The sequence below is a fragment of the Rodentibacter rarus genome (assembly GCF_001998965.1).
GTDB lineage: Bacteria > Pseudomonadota > Gammaproteobacteria > Enterobacterales > Pasteurellaceae > Rodentibacter > Rodentibacter rarus.
The window spans coordinates 23,245-44,404 of sequence record NZ_MLHJ01000070.1; the positions used below are offsets into that span (position 1 = coordinate 23,245).

Here is a 21,160-nt window from a genome sequence, read left to right on the forward strand (position 1 = left end):
AGGAGGAATAAACTCAGTGTGTCTATTATAAAATTAATGTTTAAGCGGACACACTCAGTTTTTCCCTATTTTGAAACGCTTGATGTTGGGTATTTCTCCATCATTCCGAAAACACAATTAAAATTGACCGCTCTTTTTATTTGTTCTTCATAAAAAAGAAAGATCACACCTCGACTAAAATCAAAATTGCCGCATCGCCGCCCCATTCTCTTGGGGCTTGATGCAATGCACGCACTTTGGGGTGTTGAACCAACCAACGGGGAATTTGTTTTTTTAAAGTAAAGGAGCCGTAGCCGGTCATAATGCTGGCGCAATCCACCCGTTCACTCTCACAGGCAAGCAATAAAGCAGCAAGTTCCATTTTGGCTTGTTCACGAGTTAAACCGTGCAAATCTAAAAAGAGTTCAGGAGAAAAATCCCCACGACGTAATTGCTTTAACAAATGAGAATCCTCCCCCTCACGAAGGTATTTTATGATGCCATCATTTTCATTAAGCAATGGTTCATATTCATCGGAAAAATAAAATAAGGTATCCTCTTTTTCACGGATATCACGCAAATAAGACTTTTTTTGACCACTCTTTTGGCGTGGTGCAATAATAGTATCCTGTTTAATGGGTTTAATCCCTTTCGTTTCAGCACGAAATAACTCAAATTCTTCTTGCATTTTTCTTACTCATTTCAAATTTGGCGTATCATATCATAGTTATCCTCCACACCTTGTGGTATAACTAGGCAAATTTTTTATAAGGAAAAGACGATGGAAACCACATACAATCAAGAATTGGTGGCAACAATTTTAGAAGATAATGTTGCCCATGAACTCCATACCATTCAAGATTTTCTCCGTTGGACATATAGTGTATTCAACCGTTCTGATATTTACTATGGACATGGCTACGATAATGCCTGGGATGAAAGCCTTCAACTGGTGCTTGCCGGTTTACAATTGCCGATTGATTTTCCCACCGAATTATTCCCGAGTCGTTTGACCCCGTCAGAAAAAGAAAGTCTCATTCAGTCGGTTTTAACCCGTATCGAACAGCGTGTCCCTGTGGCTTATCTCACAAACAGTGCCTGGTTTTGCGGTCATGAATTTTATGTGGATGAACGTACGATTATTCCACGTTCTCCGATTAGTGCGCTCATTCAAGAGTGTTTTGAAGGCATAGTAAAACAAACTCCACAGCATATTCTTGATCTTTGCACAGGCAGTGGTTGTATTGCCATTGCCTGCGCGTATGCATTCCCTGATGCGGAAGTGGATGCGGTGGATTTATCTGTTGATGCGCTCAATGTGGCAGAAATCAATATTGCCCGCCATCAAATGGAACATCGAGTTTTCCCGATTCAATCAAACTTATTTGAGAATATTGCAGGGCAGAAATACGATCTTATCGTAACCAATCCCCCTTATGTGGATGAAGAAGATCTTACCGATATGCCGGAAGAGTTTCATTTTGAACCAGAGCTCGCCTTGGGTTCAGGGAAAGATGGTTTGGACATTACCAAACAAATTTTAAAACAAGCACCGGATTATTTAACGGAAAACGGTGTATTGGTTTGTGAGGTGGGAAACAGTATGGTCAGTCTGATCGAACAATACCCTGATGTGCCATTCAAATGGCTTGAGCTTAAAAATGGCGGTGTAGGGGTATTTGCCATCACACGGGAAGAATTGGTGAAATATCAAAATTTATTTTAATAAAAAGTGCGGTTGAAATTTTCTTGGAACTTTGATTAATTTTTAAAATATTAATTTGTATGATTTTTCATATTATCAAACTTCCATTTTGAAGAATCAATTAATGCTGAAATCAGATTGCATATTTATGATAATAAAATTAATCTTATGGAGATAGTAGATGTTTAATAAAAAAGAAATTTCTACCGGGTATTTTAGTAAAGATGCTATACCAATTAAAGTGAAGATTACAAGAAAAATCCCTGATGGTGTTTATGTATGGATTGAACTAGAAAGATTAGGCCATGTATTTTGGTCTATCCATCAAGGAAGAAATATAACAGTATATACATATGGTCGATATGATGATGTGGAGATGTGGGGATTTACTGGTGAAGGTGTTCTAATTAAATATGTAGGTAGTTTAGCTAAAACTTATATAAAGGAAAAACTATATCCAAAAAATAATGCCCCAAGTATGGTTTATAAAATTAATGATGTCAACCCACAAAAAATACTCGAGGTATCAGATAAGTTATGGTTTAGTAGTGATGAAAGACCGGATCGGGAAGATAAGGAAAATAGAATAAAAACATATGGAAAAGTTATAAATGACTACAATTTACTTGTAAGAAACTGTACCACAATGACTATTAATGTTTTAGAAGATTCTGGTAGTAATATTTTCTGGGATTTTGAGCTTGATCCAGTATCACCTCATGGATTATTTATTCAACTAGATGTAAAAGCTAAAATGAAAAATAATGTTGAAAATTACACTGATATAATGAAATCAATCATAAGAGAATAGTCATAGAATGATAAGAGTTATAATCTGCCTAATATTGATTGCTATAAATTTCCTATATTTGATAGGAAATCAGTTATTTATAAAATATTCTTTAGAGGAATATAATTTGAAAAAAGCTATTTTGTTATCTATAGAAAATGAAATGGATAAACTCTCAATATTAGCCATTCTCAATTTAATATTCTTTATAATTACATTATTTTTGCGAGAAAAAAAGTAGTTTGAAAATAATTCTAAACTACTTATTCAATATAGAAAAAATAATTCTACCTCACGTCCAATTCCACATTATCAAACAATTTTTTCACTGCATTGTTATCACGTAATCGCTCGGCTTTTTCCACCATTGGACGGGTAAGGTGTGGTGAGAAATATTCGATAAAATCATACATATAGTTACGCAAAAAGGTACTTTGTTTAAAGGCGATTTGCGTCATACTGGAACGGAATAAATGGCTAGCATCAATGGCAACGAGATCACTATCAAGTTCGGTATGCGCCATACTTGCCATAATCCCTACGCCCAGCCCTAAACGCACATAGGTTTTTATGACATCGGCATCGGTGGCGGTAAAAACGATATTCGGCAAAATGCCGGCGGCATTGAAAGCATAGTCTAAATCCGATCCCCCGGTAAAGCCAAAAGTATAGGTGACTAGTGGATATCGCCCGAGTTCCTCTATCGTGAGGTTTTTCACTTTTGCTAAAGGGTGATCGGATTTTACGATGGCAGAACGATTCCATAAGTAGCACGGCAATTGAATAAGATCATCAAATAAGTATGGGGCTTCTGTAGTAATCGCCAAATCCACTTCACCGGACATAAGCGCATCATGAATTTGTGTTGGTGAGCCTTGATGAATATGCAAGCTCACCTCGGGATATTGTTTAGAGAAGCGTTCAACCACCGAAGGTAACATATAGCGAGCTTGCGTATTTGTGGTCGCAATACGCAATACACCGTGATCCGGGCGGGTATATTCATTCGCGACAGATTTAATACTTTCCGCTTTGACTAACAATTCTCGGGCAATAGAAATAATTTTTTTCCCGGCTGGCGTAATTGATTTGATATGCTTTCCATTGCGCTCAAAAATTTCTAAACCTAATTCATCTTCCAACAAACGCACTTGTTTGCTGATACCCGGTTGTGAGGTATAAAGCGCATTTGCCGCCTCTGTGACATTCAAATTTTGATTCACTATTTCCACAATATAGCGAAGTTGTTGCATTTTCATCGCAGGCACCTATTTTTTATAACGTTTTCCTAATTCAGTATAACGTTTTACCGCTTTACGAATTTGTCCAGATTTCGGTCGACGGCGAGGTTTGGTTACATCAAGTTTGCTTTCTGTTTCCGGAGGTAGCCCCACTAATCCTCTCAGATAGTTCACTTTCTCAAGATCCATTTCTTCCCATCCGCCCCGTGGCAAACCTTTCATCAATTGAATATTGCCATAACGAATACGGATTAAACGGCTGACTTGAATACCTTGTGATTCCCACAGACGGCGTACTTCACGATTACGTCCTTCTGTTAAGGTCACATCATACCATTGATTCATACCGACCCCACCGGTAAATTTAATTTCCTTAAAATTTGCCGGGCCGTCTTCAAGCTGAACGCCTTTGCGTAAACGAGCCAACATCACGTCATCCACTTGTCCGAACACCCGCACGGAATATTCACGCTCTACTTCACGGCTTGGGTGCATAAGGCGGTTTGCCAATTCACCATCGGTGGTAAATAATAATAATCCGGAGGTATTAATATCCAAGCGCCCCACTGCAATCCAACGAGCACCATTTAAGCGTGGTAAACGATCAAATACTGTTGCACGTCCTTCGGGATCACTCCGGGTACAAAGCTCCCCTTCCGGTTTGTAATACATTAACACACGACACATTTCTTTTTGTGCCTGCTGAAGATTAATAACACGACCGTCAATACGCACTTTCACCCCGGAATGCACATCAATGCGATCACCCAAAGTAGCCATTTTTCCATCGACACTGACCCGATTTTCTGCAATCATCGCTTCAATTTCACGGCGTGATCCTTGCCCGGCGCGCGCTAAAACTTTCTGTAATTTTTCCCCTTCCAGTTTAGGCTGCATTTTTTGTGAGGGGGATTTTCCTTTCACTGAAAATTCTCGTCCCAAAATAGCCGCACTTTTGCTTTCTTTGCGCTCAAAGTGCGGTCGATTTTCTTGCAGTTTTTCACTACGTTTATGGGTATTTTTTCTTGATTGATTGGTTTTCATTATATGTCCTTTGTCGCTTTCACAAGCGTCTTAGTATAAGTTAAATAAACGGTGCGGTAGAACCGCTTCCTTCACGCAAAATAACCGGTGTATCTTCTGTTAAGTCTACCACCGTGGTGGGATCTTGTCCCAAATAACCACCATGAATGATTAAATCTACTTGGTGTTCTAAACGTTCCCGAATTTCTTCAGGATCGGATTGAGTGAGATATTCTTCGCCGGGTAACATCAGAGAACAAGAAAGAATAGGCTCCCCCAATGCACTGAGTAAATCTAAAGCGATTTGATTATCCGGCACCCGTAAGCCAACCGTTTTACGCTTTGATGTCATTAAACGACGTGGTAATTCTTTTGTTGCGGTCAGAATAAAGGTATAACGTCCAGGTGTATTATTTTTGATTAAACGGTAAGCAACATTACTCACTGTGGCGTAATGAGAAAGCTCGGATAAATCACGGCACACCAAGGTAAAATTATGCCCTTCCGGTAATTGACGAATCGCAATAATGCGATCCATCGCCTGTTTATCCCCAAGTATGCAACCTAATGCATAGCCGGAATCCGTGGGATAGACTATCACCCCACCTTTACGTAAAATTTCTACTGTTTGATTGATTAAACGCACTTGTGGATTTTCAGGATGAATGTAAAAAAACTGACTCATAATTTTTCCTTAAAAATATTATCGGGATTATACACCTTTTATCGTTACGTTATAAAAACTTGTTATAAAAAAACCGCACTTTGAACACGTTATCAAAGTGCGGTCATTTTTCAATGTGTTTTTAGCTGAGTAACGTTCTTAATGCAGAACCAATTTCTGCTAAGCTTCGTACTGTTTTCACCCCTGCACCTTCAAGCGCAGCAATTTTATCCTCAGCCGTCCCTTTCCCGCCACTGATAATGGCCCCGGCGTGTCCCATACGTTTACCTTTTGGTGCGGTGACACCTGCAATATAGCCCACCATTGGTTTGGTGATATGGGCTTTAATATAAGCAGCCGCCTCTTCTTCGGCAGAACCACCGATTTCACCAATCATTACAATGGCTTCGGTCTCCTGATCATCTTGGAAACGTTTTAAAATATCAATAAAACTTGAACCCGGAATCGGATCGCCACCAATCCCCACACAAGTAGATTGCCCAAAACCTTCGTCAGTGGTTTGTTTTACCGCTTCATAAGTTAAGGTTCCGGAACGGGACACAATGCCAATTTTCCCTTTTTTATGAATATTTCCCGGCATAATCCCTATTTTACATTCATCCGGTGTAATTACCCCCGGGCAATTCGGACCAATCATTATCACGCCCGTTTCATTCAATTTTTGCTTCACTGTCAACATATCAAGCGTAGGGATACCTTCGGTAATACAAACAATCAGTTGAATTCCTGCATCAATGGCTTCTAAAATCGCATCTTTACAAAATGGGGCGGGAACATAAATCATTGTCGCAGTCGCACCGGTAGCCTCAACCGCTTCTCTAACGGTATTAAATACCGGTAAGCCTAAATGGGTACTTCCCCCTTTATTTGGTGATACGCCCCCTACTAATTTTGTGCCATAGGCAATGGCTTGCTCGGAATGAAATGTACCCTGTGCACCGGTAAACCCTTGGCAAATGACTTTGGTTTCTTTATTAATTAATATCGACATCACTTTTCTCCTTTCGCTGCATTCACCACGGCTTGTGCTGCCTCTTGTAAACTATTGGCGGCAATTAAATTCACGCCGCTTTCCGATAAAATTTTACGCCCTAATTCTGCATTGGTCCCTTCCAAACGGACAACCACAGGCACCTCAACCCCCACGTCTTGAATAGCGGCTATCACCCCTTCCGCAATGAGATCACAACGGACAATCCCCCCAAAAATATTCACTAAAATCGCTTTTACTGCCTCATCAGTGAGAATAATTTTGAAAGCTTCAGCAACCCGTTCTTTTGTCGCACCGCCTCCCACATCAAGGAAATTTGCCGGCTCTCCGCCATAGAGTTTAACAATATCCATTGTGCCCATAGCCAATCCTGCCCCATTGACCATACAGCCGATATTGCCCTCTAAGGCCACATAATTTAACTGATGTTTTTCTGCTTCGGCCTCACGCAAGTCACTTTGGCTTAAATCACGTAAAGCCAATAAATCTTTATGGCGGAACAAGGCGTTATCATCAATGGCGACTTTCGCATCCAAGCAAACCAAATTGCCTTGTTTTGTGATGACAAGAGGATTTATCTCCAAAAGGGAAAGGTCTTTTTCGACAAATAATTTCGTCAGTTGTACGAATATATGGGTAAATTGTTTATTTTGCTCACCACTTAGCCCTAATTTAAACGCTAATTCTCGCCCCTGATACGGCATTCCGTCAAAAAGTGGATCAATTGATACGGTGTGAATTAAATTTGGAGTATCACGTGCCACATCTTCAATATTCACCCCACCGGCAGTCGATGCCATAAAAACAATTTTTTGTGAAGAACGATCAATGACTGCACCAAGATAAAGCTCTTTATCAATATCGCAGGTTTCTTCAATATAGATGCTGTTCACCGGCTGACCGTGCTTATCCGTTTGAAATGTCACCAGTCTATTACCTAACCATTTTTTTGCAAAGGTGTGGGCTTCTTCTTCATTATGAACGAGTTTTACCCCGCCGGCTTTTCCTCTCCCCCCCGCATGGACTTGACATTTTGCCGCCCAAACATCACCGTTAAGCTGAAAAAGCGCCATAACGGCATCCTCTGCTGAGTGACAAATCACCCCGTCACTTACCGGCAATCCATATTCTTTAAAAAGCTGTTTTGCTTGATATTCATGTAAATTCATTCTTTCACCTACATTTTTACGTATGATTGAGTCATACTGGAAAGTATCATATTTTTTTAGAAAAACAAAAGTGCGATCAAAATTGACCGCACTTTTTACTTAGATTTCTAAAAGTAGTCTTGTTGGATCTTCTAATAATTCTTTAATGGTTACAAGGAAACCAACAGATTCTTTACCATCAATTAATCGATGATCATAAGAAAGCGCTAAATACATCATGGGACGAATCACCACTTCTCCATTAAGAGCAATTGGGCGTTCTTTAATAGCATGCATACCAAGAATTGCACTTTGTGGTGGGTTGATGATTGGCGTGGACATTAATGAGCCGAATACACCGCCGTTTGTAATGGTGAAATTACCGCCGGTTAAATCTTCCACAGTTAATTTTCCGTCCCGCCCTTTTTCTGCGAGGGTTTTAATTTGTTTTTCAATTTCTACCATACTGAGCTTGTCACAATTACGCAACACGGGAGTGACTAACCCTCGTGGTGTGGAAACGGCAATGCTAATATCAAAATAGTTATGGTAAACAATATCATCGCCATCAATCGAAGCATTGACTTCCGGATAACGTTTTAAGGCTTCAACAACGGCTTTAATATAAAATGACATAAACCCTAAACGCACACCATGTTGTTTATCAAATTTTTCACCGTAAGTTTTACGCAAATTCATTATTGGTTGCATATCCACCTCATTAAAAGTGGTGAGCATTGCCGTGCTGTTTTTGGCTTCCAGTAACCGTTCAGCGATACGTTTACGTAGCCGTGTCATTGGTACACGTTTTTCGGAACGGGCACTATATGCCACAGTACTGATCGTGTTTTGTTCTGTTGCAACTTGCTCTTTCATTTTTTGAGCCTCTCGCTTGCTGAGTTCACGTTCAATATCTTCGCGGGTGAGCCGTCCCCCCACACCGGAACCTTGAATTTGTAAGGCATCGAGATCATGTTCTGCTAATAAACGACGAATTGCCGGACTTTGATCCATTGCATTATGGTGGCTATTTTCAATGGCTGCATTTTTACGATCCGCCGGTGTAGGCTCATTACTTTCTTTTATCGTAGCCGTACTAAAATCACCGGCCTGAGAAGTGGACAGTTTCCCTAATACCTGTTTACTAACGACTGTCGCTCCCTCCGATTCTAAAATTTCAACGAGTACACCATCAGACAGTGCCGGCACTTCTAACACCACTTTATCCGTTTCAATTTCCACTAATACTTCATCGCGTTTTACTGCCTCGCCCACTTTTTTGTGCCACGTTGCGACTGTCGCATCGGAAACGGACTCTGGGAGATCGGGAACAAGAATTTCAATTGTCATAGGATTTTCCTTTTTATTTTTAGCCTTTTGTCGGGAAACTGGCGATACACTTTTCCCGACAAATCTTTGTGATTTTTAACCGCACTTTACAAGGTTAGCGCATCATTCACTAATTGCTTTTGCTGTTTTGTATGTAATGACATATACCCGACTGCCGGTGAAGCCGAGGCCGGACGCCCTGCATAGCTGAGTTTCACTCCATCAGGAATAGAACTCTCAAAATTATGCTTACTACTGTACCAAGCCCCTTGATTGAGCGGTTCTTCTTGACACCACACATAATCTTTCACGTGAGCATAAGGTTCAAGGACTTTTTTCACATCTTCATGAGGATAAGGATAAAGCTGTTCAATTCGAATAATTGCCACATCGGTTTGATGATTAGCACGACGTTGCTCCAATAAATCATAATAAACTTTACCTGAACACAACACGACACGTTTAACCCCTTTCGGATCAAGTTCATCCACTTCACCAATCACCGTTTGGAACGCCCCGTTAGTGAGTTCATCAAGTGTTGATACCGCTAAAGGATGGCGTAGTAAAGATTTTGGAGAAATCGCAATTAATGGTCGGCGCATTTTACGTAAAGCCTGACGGCGTAACATATGGTAAACCTGTGCCGGGGTAGAAGGGATACAAACTTGCATATTTTGTTCCGCACAAAGCTGTAAATAACGTTCTAACCGTGCGGAAGAATGTTCAGGACCTTGTCCTTCATAGCCGTGCGGTAACAACATCACCAAACCACACATTCTTCCCCATTTTTGTTCTCCTGAACTGATAAATTGGTCAATCACAATTTGTGCACCATTGGCAAAATCGCCAAATTGTGCTTCCCAAATAGTGAGTGTTTTTGGATCTGTGGTCGCATAACCATATTCAAAAGCCAGTACTGCTTCTTCCGAAAGGACGGAATCCCACACTTCAAAACGCCCTTGATTGGCGTGTAAATGGGTAAGCGGTACATAGCCTGTACCATCATTTTGGTTATGAACAACGGCATGACGATGGAAGAACGTCCCCCGTCCGGCATCCTCACCGGATAGACGCACATTAATTCCCTCATCCAGCAAAGTGGCATAAGCCATGGTTTCAGCCATTCCCCAATCAAATAATTTCTCACCTTGATACATCGCTTTTCGATCATGATAAATTTTTTCCACCCGAGGATGGGCGCGTAAACTTTCCGGGTATTCACAGACACGTTTAGCAAGCGTGACGAAACGCTCTTGTGGGAAGGCGTTTTCATAGGGTGATGTCCAGTCGTAATTCAGATATTGCAGCCAATCCATTTTGGCGGTATCCATCTCACGCCATTCTGTCACAACACGATCACCGTTATCTAAGGCATCACGATAAAGATTCATCATTTCAATGGTTTGTTCTTCACTGAGCACACCCTCTGCCACTAAGCGATCGGCATAGACTTTGCGTGGTGTTGGATGTTTTTTGATAATGCTATACATCATCGGCTGAGTGGCCAATGGCTCATCGGCTTCATTATGTCCATGACGACGATAAGAAATTAAATCAATGAAAATATCCCGTTTAAATAGGTTACGATATTCCACCGCCATACGAGCAGTAAAAGCGACAGCTTCCGGATCATCGCCATTAACATGGATAATCGGTGCTTGGATCATTTTCGCAATATCGGTGCAATATTCTGTGGAACGGGTGTCGTTCGGATTTGAGGTAGTAAAGCCAATTTGGTTATTGATTACAATACGAATTGTGCCGCCTACGGTATAACCTCGTGCATTGGACATATTTAAGGTTTCTTGTACCACACCTTGCCCTGCTACAGCGGAATCACCATGGACGGTGACGGCTAATACTTGGACCCGTTCAAGATCGTTTCTCTTGGTTTGACGTGAGCGAACCGCCCCAATCACCACTGGGCTGACAATTTCCAAATGAGACGGATTGAAAGCCAGGGTTAAATGAACCAAGTTATCTTCTACTGCAAAATCAGAAGAAAAACCTTGGTGATATTTCACATCACCTGTGCGATCACCTGAATGTTTACCGGCAAATTCATCAAACAAATCTTCCGGTTTTTTACCCAATACATTGACGAGCATATTCAGACGCCCACGGTGCGCCATCCCCATCACAATATCTTTTACGCCTTGCTTACCGGCATGACGAATAATTTCTTTCATCAATGGAATAAAGGCATCGCTCCCCTCTAAGGAAAAACGTTTTGCGCCGGGGAATTTTGCCCCAAGATAACGTTCCAGTCCGTCTGCTGCGGTTAATTCATTAAGAAAATTAATTTTTTCTTGATGGGTAAAGAGCGGTTGATTTAAGCGACTTTCTAATTTGTTTTGAAGCCACATTTTTTGTTCCATATCCTGCACGTGCATAAACTCTAAGCCAATAGAACCACAATAGGTTTCTTTCAGCATATCGTTTAATTCTGCGAGGGTGATGGTGTCACGTTGATAGACATAATGATTAATATTGAAGGTTTCGTTGAGATCTTGTTCCGTAAATCCATGATAACGGTAATCTAATTCCGGCACACTAGACACTTTCCAACGATAGTAATTCAGAGGATCAAGGTTTGCTTCCAAATGACCTCGGAATCGATAAGCATTAATAAACTGTAGAACTTTCACTAATTTTGCACTGGCTTCCGGATCAATCACAGTAACAGTTTCCGAGCTATTTTCACGCGCCAAACGACGAAAATAATCACGAACCGGTGAATGAGGTTGTTCAAGTGCGGTTGATTTTGGAAAGGAATCGAACGTGTTCTTCCAACTCCCATCAATAGAATCAGGGTCATCCAAATAACGTTCGTATAATTCTTCGATATAGGCTTGGTTTGCACCACCTAATGCCGTTGTTGCCAACCATTCATCAAAAGCTTTGTTTGGTTGCATATTCACCTCGAATGATATTATTTGTTAAGTTCGCTCAACATTATACATAGGATTAAAAAGGAAAAAATATTACATTTAAAAGTTTGTTACAAATTTGTGATCTAGCTCAACAATATTTTTAATTTTTAACTAAAAACAAAAAAACAACAAATACTTAGCCAAAATTTTAGTAGTTTAAAAATGTGATCTATAAATATATCCATTATTAAAATAATACGTGTATTCAGACTAAACTAAAAGGACTTAGTCCTGTGAAATACAGTGCCAAGTCCTTAGTTTAAATAAGTCTAAATGTTAAAATCAGCGCAAATACTACGCCTTATTTTATTCCTTCATCGTAATCTTTGTTTTATTTGTTCCTGTAAGTTCAATTAGGGCATTAATATCATTAATCGTAATGTATTTACCTTGTACTGAAAGCACGCCTAGTTTTTGAAACCGCCCTAAGAGACGGCTAATTGTTTCAACCGTTAAACCAAGATAGTTACCAATATCACCACGCGTCATTGTTAAACGAAATTCTCTTGCGGAGAATCCTCGGGCTGAATAACGCCTTGAAAGGTTATGAATAAAAGCGGCGAGTCGTTCTTCCGCATTCATTTTTGAAAGCAACAGAATCATTTCTTGATCACTTTTTATTTCACTACTCATCAAACGAATAATCTGTTGCCGAAGTTTCGGCATTTTACCGGAGAGATCATCTAAAATATCAAAAGGGATTTCACACACCATTGCAGTTTCTAATGCTTGAGCGAAGCTTGGATGTTGCATATTCGTGATCGCATCAAAACCAACGAGGTCACCAGGCAAATGGAATGAGGTAATTTGTTCTTCACCGGCTTCGCTAATGGTATAGCTTTTAATTGTACCGGAACGAATAGCATAAATAGAGTTAAGTGTATCTCCCGCTTTGAATAATACTTGGGATTTTTGGATGGGTTTTTTACGTTCAATAATATTGTCAAGTTGATCAAGTTCGTGTTCATTTAGTGTAAAAGGAATACAAAGTTGGCTAATACTACAATCCTGACAATGAATTGCACAACCACCTGATTGAATCCGACGTCCTGCCTTAGTGTCTGAAACGAAGTTTTTCATTTAACCCTCAGATAAAGATAGTGTAAAATTGATCTAACGCAAAGATTTTAACACTAAATAGGCACTTTAAGAAGATGGCAGCAGAAAAATTAACAAGGAAAAGACTGATTCAAATTTTAGTTGTATTATGTATCTTAATTACCGCATTTATTTGGCGGTATTTCCTTTCTTAAAAACTTCATCGGTTAATGATTTATTTTTGCTTAATTTTAAATCAAATAAATAAAATCTAACATTTTTTACTTGATACAAGTTTGGATATGCGTATAATCCACCTCGTTCCCAAGCCTGGGTGGCGAAATTGGTAGACGCAGCGGATTCAAAATCCGCCGGTGAATAACCGTGTCGGTTCGAGTCCGACCCTAGGCACCAAAATTTTGGGGACTGTCTTTTATAACTTCCCCCACTTTTTGAAGTGGTGCTCAAATTTTATCTTCAACAAAATAAAGTCTACCTTTGATTCGCCAAACATTCCCCGTCAAACAAATCATCACATTAAGATGATAAATAGCTTAATCTCAATAAAAACACCCGCCTGAGTTTAAACTTACCGACATACCAGCGGTTAAAAACAAGATGTGACTTATGAAGATATCGACTATGACAATAATGAGTGTATTCAGATGAAACAAAATAACTCAGTCCTTAGATTTTAAGTTTAGCTATAAATAAGGCCTTGTCAAAAGAGAGGCTATAAGATTTGGGATTTTTCGTGTGAGTTCATTTTCAATGAATAAAAAAAAGTGCCTCGGGAGAGACACTACTCGGAAAGCAAAACTTATGTCGGCTATTTAAGATAGCACTTATTTTGATTGCGTTCAGAATACGCCTGTCAAAAAATTTATGCAAATATTGATTTTCAAATTTGTGAAGTAAGTCACGGTTTTTCTTAAATTTTTTATAAAAATCTAGCTTTCATTAGCCGGTGTTTAATCCAACTTTGGGAATATAGCTCAAACACAGCCTTTTATTACTTATTTTACTTCTCTAAATAAAATCTCGCTTGGAATGACCGATCCTTGCCAATAAAGTTCGGTGGAAATTTTCTCTGCCAATTGTAGGAAAGCTTGTGCGATTTCACTTTCCGGAGCGGCCACCACAGTTGGGTTGCCAGCATCTAAATCTTCACGGATACGAAGATGTAACGGCAACTGTGCTAATACTTTCACCTTGTATTTTTCCGCCATTTTTTCAGCCCCACCGGTGCCAAAAATGGCTTCGTGATGCCCACATTGGCTACAAATATGCATCGACATATTTTCTACAATGCCTAGTACCGGTACAGATACCCGTTCAAACATAGATACCCCTTTTACCGCATCAAGCAAGGCTATATCTTGCGGTGTGGTCACCACCACCGCACCGGTAACCGGAATTTGTTGTGACAGGGTAAGTTGAATATCTCCCGTGCCGGGCGGCATATCAATAACCAAATAATCCAAGCTATCCCATAGGGTTTCATTGAGTAGTTGGCTTAATGCACTGCTTGCCATTGGACCACGCCAAATAGTGGCACTGTCTTCATCCATTAAAAAACCAATAGAGTTTGCCGATAAACCGTGCGCTTTAATGGGGGTGATATGTTGATTATCCGGAGATGTTGGGCGTTGATGAGGAACGCCAAGCATATGAGGGATCGATGGACCGTAAATATCCGCATCTAAAATACCCACTCTCGCTCCTTGAGCTTGTAATGCTAAGGCTAAATTCACCGAAACACTGGATTTTCCCACGCCACCTTTACCGGAGGTTACCGCAATAATATTCTTCACCCCTTTTACAGCAGGCTGATTATTCGCTCGTTTTAGGGTGGCAATTTGATAATTCACCTCCCATTTGATCGTTTTGCACTCTGAGATTTTTAATAGTTCTTCAGAAATGGCTTGTTTAAGCTGTGCTACACCACTATTCCATGCAAAGGGAAGTTGTAATTCAATGCGTAATGTTTCGCCCCCTTTTTCGACTTTTTTTAGGGCATTGAGTGAAAGAAGATCTTTTTGTAAATGAGGATGTTGAAATTGCTGAAAAACTTGTTGAAGCTGGGTTTGCTGTGTTGACGTCAGATTGTCGGAAAAATAGATTGTCATAAAATATCCTGTTTAAAAATACAAAATCGACTAAATAAGTCGGGATATTTAATCACGGAAAGTGCGGTCTGTTAAGCTAAAGTTTTTCAAGCTAGAAAAAATACCCTTTCTCAGGTAAGATAACGGCAATTTTTTTGTGTAATAAAAGAGAACAACAATGACAACTCAACCCCGTAAAATGTTAGTCACTTGCGCCCTCCCTTACGCTAATGGTGCAATTCATTTAGGCCATATGCTCGAGCATATTCAAGCGGATATTTGGGTGCGTTTTCAACGTATGCGTGGCAATAAGATTTATTTCGTGTGTGCTGATGATGCCCATGGTACGCCAATTATGCTCAATGCCGATAAATTAGGCATGACACCGGAAGAATTGATCGCTAAAGCGAAAGCGGATCATATTCGTGATTTTGCCGGTTTTAATATCAGTTTTGATAACTATCACTCCACTCATAGTGAAGAAAATAAACAAATCACCGCAGAAATTTATAACAAATTAAAATCAAAGGGTTTCATCAAAAGCAAAGTGATTGAACAACTTTATGATCCGGAAAAAAAGATGTTTTTGCCGGATCGTTTTGTGAAAGGAACTTGCCCGAAATGTAAAGCAGAAGATCAATATGGCGATAACTGTGAAGTCTGTGCTTCCACTTATAGTCCAATGGATTTAATTAACCCTCGTTCTGCAATATCCGGTGCGACACCGATTGTGAAAGAATCTGAACACTTTTTCTTTGATTTGCCGGCATTTGAAAGCATGTTGAAAGAATGGACAAATTCGGGTTCTCTTCAAGCGGAAATCGCCAACAAAATGCAAGAATGGTTTGAAAGCGGTTTACAACAATGGGATATTTCTCGTGATGCGCCGTATTTTGGTTTTGAAATTCCGGGAGCAAAAGATAAATTCTTCTATGTATGGTTGGATGCACCAATTGGTTATATGGCATCGTTCAAAAATCTTTGTGATCGTGAAGGCATTGATTTTAATGCATTTTGGGCAGAAAACAGCGAGACAGAACTTTATCATTTTATTGGAAAAGATATCGTCTATTTCCACAGTCTATTTTGGCCAGCCATGCTAGAAGGCAGTGGCTATCGTAAACCAACAAATGTATTTGCCCATGGTTATGTCACTGTCGATGGGGCGAAAATGTCAAAATCCCGTGGCACGTTCATTCAAGCCAGCACCTATTTGAACCACATTGATCCTGAGTGCTTGCGTTATTACTATGCGGCAAAAATCAATAATCGCATTGAAGATTTAGATTTTAATTTAGAGGATTTCGTTCAACGGGTAAACACGGATATCGTTAACAAATTAGTGAATTTAGCCTCTCGTAATGCGAGTTTTATCGCAAAACGTTTTAACGGAAAATTAGCCGATAAATTGGAAGATGAGGCATTATTTGCCGAGTTTACTGCACGAACTGAACAAATCGCCACCTATTATGAAACCCGCGAATTTAATAAAGCGATCCGTGAAATTATGGCCTTGGCAGATAAAGCCAATAAATACATTGATGATAAAGCCCCTTGGGTGATTGCCAAAGAGGAAGGTAAAGAAGCCGAGCTACAAGCGGTTTGCTCCATGGGCATTGAACTCTTCCGTATTTTAATGACCTACTTAAAACCGGTATTACCCAAACTGGCTGAACGCTCAGAAGCGTTCTTGCAAAGTGAATTAGCTTGGGACAATCTCGCTCAACCGTTACTGGGTCATACCCTTTCACCGTTCAAAGCCCTGTTCTCCCGTTTAGAGAAAAAACAAATTGATGCGGTAATTAATGAAACCAAAGCCTTGTTTGCACAAAGCAATCAGACTGCGGAAAAAACAGCATCAAAATCGACCGCACTTTCTCATATCGAACCGATTGCTGAAACGATCACCATTGATGATTTTGCAAAATTAGATATGCGGGTTGCCAAAGTGTTGAAATGCGAAGCCGTGCCGGAATCTAATAAACTTTTACGTTTTGAATTGGATCTTGGTGATCATACCCGCCAAGTTTTCTCAGGCATTAAAGCGGCTTATAACAAACCGGAAGAATTAGAAGGTCGGTTTGTGATTATGGTGGCAAATCTTGCGCCAAGAAAAATGAAATTCGGTATATCGGAAGGCATGATTCTTTCTGCCGGCACAGGTGGTAGTGATTTATTCTTACTCTCTGCAGACAGTGGTGTCACAGCCGGCATGCAGGTAAAATAATTCATTCAATACAAATTAGGCGGCATTGACCGCCTTTTTCTTTATCAAAAATTTATTCAATATCATACAATTCCCTCTTGACCTTAACCTAAGGTTAAGCCTTATCCTTGCCACCGATTCAATATTTAGCGGAGAAAATGATGATGCAACGGAGAAAATTTCTAAAACACAGCGCACTTTTTATTGCAATGGCAGCGACACCGATAAAATGGGTTTGGGCGAAAGAAAAACAAGCCATATTGCCTATTCCAACACTATTGGAAGCCGATAAAGGGGAAATTCACTTATCGGTGGAACAAGGCACTAGCCAATTCGGGCAACATAAAACCGCAACTTGGGGCTACAATGGTAGCTTGCTAGGACCGGCAATTCGGGTAAAATCAGGACAAGAAGTGCGGGTAAATATTCAAAATAATTTACCGGAAGAAACAACCGTACATTGGCATGGATTGGAAATTCCGGGTGACGTTGACGGCGGCCCACAGGCAATTATTAAACCGGCACAACAATATCAGGCGAAATTTACCGTTAATCAACGGGCATCTACCTGTTGGTTTCACCCCCACCCCCATCGCAGAACGGGCTACCAGGTGGCAATGGGATTAGCCGGTTTATTTTTGATTGAAGACGAATTAAGTTCAACATTACCGCTACCGAAACAATGGGGCGTCGATGATATTCCCGTCATCTTGCAAGATAAACGTTTTGATGAACAAGGTCAGATTGATTATAAAATTGATTTACTAACCGCAAGCCTTGGTTGGTTTGGCGATACCATGCTGACAAACGGAGTGCAATATCCGAAACATATCGCACCAAAAGGCTGGGTGCGTTTACGCTTACTTAACGGCTGTAATGCCCGTTCACTAAAAATAGCTACCGGTGATGAACGACCGATGTATGTTATCGCTAGTGACGGCGGATTTTTGAGTGAACCAATAAAAGTGAATGAATTGGAAATCCTTATGGGGGAACGTTTCGAAGTATTGATTGATTTGAGTGACGGTAAGTCCGTGGATTTAGTCAGTTTACCGGTGGATCAAATGGGTATGGGATTGCCTCCGTTCGATCAAAAACTCCCGCTATTAAGTTTGGAAACGACATTACAAAAAGGACAAGGCAATTTACCGACAACATTAGCGGCGTTACCGAAAGTAGAAATCCCGAAAGATATTGTGGTACGTCATTTCCAACTCACGATGGATCCGGAATTAGATCACCAAGGTATGCAATTATTTATGCAAAAATACGGTCATCAAGGTATGAATATGATGCATCATACGGATATGTCAAATCACGCTATGCCGGATCACTCAATGCCAATGTCGCAGGATATGCATATGCAACATATGAAACATGATGGTGATATGACGCATAAAAAGGAAACATTGGATATTTGGACGGCAAATCGCATTAACGGACAAAGTTTCCATCACCACCCAGTATTCAGTGCCAAACAAGGACAATATGAAAAATGGGTTATTTCCGGAGAAGGTGATATGATGCTGCACCCATTCCATATCCACGGCACGCAATTCCGTATTCTGACTGAAAATGGAAAACCACCTGCTGTTCACCGTCAAGGTTGGAAAGACACTGTCAGTGTGAATGGGAGTATCAGCGAAGTGCTGGTTAAATTTGATTATTTAGCCGGGGAACAAGCGCCTTATATGGCTCATTGTCATGTATTGGAACACGAAGATACCGGTATGATGTTGGCGTTTGCCGTTGAAAAATAATGGTAAATAAAGAGGATTTGTGGCAATTTTACCGATGCATAAGCAAAAAATAAAACACTCACAAACCCTAAGTAATTTATTGGAGAACCACAATGAAAAACGAATTAATCTGTTATAAACAAATGCCGATTTGGACAAAAGACAAACTGCCCCAAATGTTTCAAGAAAAGCATAACACTAAAGTCGGTACTTGGGGAAAAATCACCGTATTAAAAGGAAAACTAAAATTTTATGAATTAACCGAACAAGGCGATGTGATTGCAGAACATATTTTCACTGCGGAAACAGAAACACCTTTTGTCGAACCACAAGCTTGGCATCGAGTGGAAGCCTTAACAGAGGATTTAGAATGTACCCTTGGGTTTTATTGTAAAAAAGAAGATTACTTCAACAAAAAATACAATATGACAGCCACCCATTCTGAAGTAAAAAATGCGGTTAATATCATCAAACCGTGCAAAACCCTCGATCTCGGTTGTGGACAAGGACGAAATTCCCTTTTCTTAAGTTTACTTGGGTTTAATGTTACCGCTTGGGATCATAATGCCAATAGCCTAGCTTTCCTAAATGAAACCAAGGACAAAGAAAATCTCAACATCTCAACCGCACTTTATGATATTAACACTGCGAATATTCAGGAAAATTACGATTTTATTCTTTCTACTGTGGTATTTATGTTTTTAAACCGAGAACACATACCGGCAATTATTCACAATATGCAGGAACATACCAATATCGGTGGATACAATTTAATTGTTGCTGCGATGTCCACAGAGGATGTGCCTTGTCCGATGCCTTTTTCTTTCACCTTCCAAGAAAATGAATTGAAGAATTATTACCAAGGCTGGGAATTGATTAAATACAACGAAGAAATGGGCGAACTACACAAAACTGATGAAAACGGCAATCGCATTAAAATGAAATTTGTGACAATGTTAGCCAAAAAGAAATAATCCATTGCTGATAAAAGAAAAAACCGCATTTTGTGACAACAAAGTGCGGTTTTTTTGAGAAAATTTTTAATTATTCTTCGATAGAACGTAATAACTCGTTAATACCGACTTTACCGAGGGTTTTCGCATCCACTTTTTTCACGATCACCGCACAGTAAAGGCTATATTTACCACATTTTGACGGAAGGCTACCGGAAACCACCACCGATCCTGCCGGTACACGGCCGTAATGGATTTCACCGGTTTCACGATCATAAATTTTCGTGGATTGACCGATGAATACCCCCATTGAAATCACACAACCGTCTTCAACAATCACCCCTTCCACCACTTCAGAACGTGCGCCGATAAAGCAGTTGTCACCAATGATAGTTGGATTGGCTTGTAATGGTTCTAATACCCCTCCAATGCCGACACCACCAGATAAGTGAACGTTTTTACCGATTTGTGCGCAAGAACCTACTGTTGCCCAAGTATCGACCATCGTACCCTCGCCCACATAAGCCCCGATATTGACATAAGACGGCATTAACACACAGTTTTTAGAGATATAGGCGCCTTTACGCACAGTGGCTGATGGCACCACACGGAAGCCTTCTTGTTGAAAACGTTCTTCCGTGTAATCGGCAAATTTTAATGCCACTTTGTCGTAATATTTGGTTTCTGCGCCATCAATCATTTCGTTGTCATTGATACGGAATGAAAGCAATACCGCTTTTTTTAACCATTGGTGAGTGACCCACTCCCCATCAATTTTTTCTGCAACACGATATTTGCCGCTATCTAAACCTTCAATCACTTCTTCAATCGCAGCACGAGTTTCTGCATCCACCGTTTTTGGCGTAATTTCTGCACGTTTTTCAAAGGCGGACTCAATAATTGCTTGTAAATTTGACATGGTACTTCCTATTTCGTTAATGAATAAAACGGCGCTAGTTTTACCATATTTTTAATCCTCAAGCAAAAAACACCGAAAAAATCACCGCACTTTGACAACCCAAAGTGCGGTGATAAGTGATAAGAAAAGCTATCTCGTTAATTTAATTAAAAGATAGCGAATGTTAAGCCAAATAGAAAAGCCATAACTAACGCCGCGGAAACCACCGCATAACCTAAATCACTCATTGTTTTCTCCTTAAATTGATGTTGAATCCCCGCCATTCTAACAAGAAAAAGAAAAAAAACGACCTTTTTTTAAAAAATTTTTGTTCTCCACTTAACTATTCTTAAACAATCCTTATAATGGGAAAAATTTTGGGGCTGTACTAGAT

At 40.0% G+C, this 21,160-nt stretch carries 16 protein-coding genes and 1 tRNA gene; 6 read left to right on the forward strand and 11 right to left on the reverse strand.

The annotated features are described in order from the left end of the window. Window positions 1-163: 163 nt before the first annotated feature. Entirely contained in the window at window positions 164-667 is a 504-nt protein-coding gene (smrB, locus tag BKK50_RS07970; protein WP_077417011.1) for an endonuclease SmrB, read from the reverse strand. Between the two features lie 93 nt (window positions 668-760). On the opposite strand from smrB, the gene prmB reads away from it, so the two are divergent. Together prmB and BKK50_RS07980 are read left to right on the forward strand one after the other, a co-directional pair. After that, window positions 761-1,705, forward strand: a complete 945-nt coding sequence (prmB, locus tag BKK50_RS07975; RefSeq protein WP_077417013.1) for a 50S ribosomal protein L3 N(5)-glutamine methyltransferase — start codon at window positions 761-763, stop codon at window positions 1,703-1,705. 160 nt (window positions 1,706-1,865) lie between these two features. After that, window positions 1,866-2,495, forward strand: coding sequence for a hypothetical protein (locus BKK50_RS07980; protein WP_077417015.1), 630 nt, complete (start codon window positions 1,866-1,868; stop codon window positions 2,493-2,495). Between the two features lie 266 nt (window positions 2,496-2,761). On the opposite strand, the gene cysB is transcribed toward BKK50_RS07980, so the two are convergent. The 8 genes from cysB to BKK50_RS08025 form a co-directional block, all read right to left on the reverse strand. Continuing rightward, window positions 2,762-3,733, reverse strand: coding sequence for an HTH-type transcriptional regulator CysB (cysB, locus tag BKK50_RS07990; protein ID WP_077417019.1), 972 nt, complete (start codon window positions 3,731-3,733; stop codon window positions 2,762-2,764). Window positions 3,734-3,742: 9 nt separating this feature from the next. Further along, window positions 3,743-4,660 (reverse strand): 23S rRNA pseudouridine(2605) synthase RluB, encoded by a 918-nt coding sequence (gene rluB, locus BKK50_RS07995; protein WP_425272390.1) that lies wholly within the window; start codon window positions 4,658-4,660, stop codon window positions 3,743-3,745. A gap of 139 nt (window positions 4,661-4,799) precedes the next feature. Further along, window positions 4,800-5,423 carry an L-threonylcarbamoyladenylate synthase gene (locus BKK50_RS08000; RefSeq protein ID WP_077417024.1) on the reverse strand — a complete coding sequence of 208 codons (624 nt, stop codon included), beginning with the start codon at window positions 5,421-5,423 and terminating at the stop codon, window positions 4,800-4,802. 121 nt (window positions 5,424-5,544) lie between these two features. Beyond that, window positions 5,545-6,414, reverse strand: a complete 870-nt coding sequence (gene sucD, locus BKK50_RS08005; protein ID WP_077417026.1) for a succinate--CoA ligase subunit alpha — start codon at window positions 6,412-6,414, stop codon at window positions 5,545-5,547. Further along, the gene (gene sucC, locus BKK50_RS08010) at window positions 6,414-7,583 is read right to left on the reverse strand and encodes an ADP-forming succinate--CoA ligase subunit beta (protein ID WP_077417028.1); all 1,170 of its coding nucleotides are present in this window, start codon (window positions 7,581-7,583) and stop codon (window positions 6,414-6,416) included. The genes sucD and sucC overlap by 1 nt, the downstream gene beginning before the upstream one ends. Window positions 7,584-7,682: 99 nt before the next feature. After that, window positions 7,683-8,912 carry a 2-oxoglutarate dehydrogenase complex dihydrolipoyllysine-residue succinyltransferase gene (odhB, locus tag BKK50_RS08015; protein ID WP_077417030.1) on the reverse strand — a complete coding sequence of 410 codons (1,230 nt, stop codon included), beginning with the start codon at window positions 8,910-8,912 and terminating at the stop codon, window positions 7,683-7,685. Between the two features lie 86 nt (window positions 8,913-8,998). Continuing rightward, complete coding sequence (gene sucA, locus BKK50_RS08020; RefSeq protein WP_077417032.1) at window positions 8,999-11,806, reverse strand: 2-oxoglutarate dehydrogenase E1 component; 2,808 nt, start codon at window positions 11,804-11,806, stop codon at window positions 8,999-9,001. A 324-nt stretch (window positions 11,807-12,130) separates the two neighbouring features. Continuing rightward, the gene (locus tag BKK50_RS08025; RefSeq protein WP_077417034.1) at window positions 12,131-12,904 is read right to left on the reverse strand and encodes an FNR family transcription factor; all 774 of its coding nucleotides are present in this window, start codon (window positions 12,902-12,904) and stop codon (window positions 12,131-12,133) included. A gap of 286 nt (window positions 12,905-13,190) precedes the next feature. On the opposite strand from BKK50_RS08025, the gene BKK50_RS08030 reads away from it, so the two are divergent. Beyond that, a tRNA-Leu gene (locus tag BKK50_RS08030) sits at window positions 13,191-13,276 on the forward strand. 602 nt (window positions 13,277-13,878) lie between these two features. Here BKK50_RS08030 and apbC read toward each other — a convergent pair. Next, window positions 13,879-14,991, reverse strand: a complete 1,113-nt coding sequence (apbC, locus tag BKK50_RS08035; protein ID WP_077417036.1) for an iron-sulfur cluster carrier protein ApbC — start codon at window positions 14,989-14,991, stop codon at window positions 13,879-13,881. A 157-nt stretch (window positions 14,992-15,148) separates the two neighbouring features. On the opposite strand from apbC, the gene metG reads away from it, so the two are divergent. The 3 genes from metG (at window position 15,149) to tehB (ending at window position 19,889) form a co-directional block, all read left to right on the forward strand. After that, the gene (gene metG / locus BKK50_RS08040; RefSeq protein ID WP_077417038.1) at window positions 15,149-17,197 is read left to right on the forward strand and encodes a methionine--tRNA ligase; all 2,049 of its coding nucleotides are present in this window, start codon (window positions 15,149-15,151) and stop codon (window positions 17,195-17,197) included. Window positions 17,198-17,334: 137 nt separating this feature from the next. Beyond that, the gene (gene cueO / locus BKK50_RS08045; RefSeq protein ID WP_208606146.1) at window positions 17,335-18,936 is read left to right on the forward strand and encodes a multicopper oxidase CueO; all 1,602 of its coding nucleotides are present in this window, start codon (window positions 17,335-17,337) and stop codon (window positions 18,934-18,936) included. 92 nt (window positions 18,937-19,028) lie between these two features. Next, window positions 19,029-19,889: an SAM-dependent methyltransferase TehB gene (gene tehB / locus BKK50_RS08050; RefSeq protein WP_077417040.1), complete on the forward strand. Its 861-nt coding sequence runs from the start codon at window positions 19,029-19,031 to the stop codon at window positions 19,887-19,889. Between the two features lie 70 nt (window positions 19,890-19,959). On the opposite strand, the gene dapD is transcribed toward tehB, so the two are convergent. Continuing rightward, a complete protein-coding gene (gene dapD / locus BKK50_RS08055) occupies window positions 19,960-20,787 on the reverse strand; it encodes a 2,3,4,5-tetrahydropyridine-2,6-dicarboxylate N-succinyltransferase (protein ID WP_077417042.1) in 828 nt (275 codons plus the stop codon). Window positions 20,788-21,160: the final 373 nt, after the last annotated feature.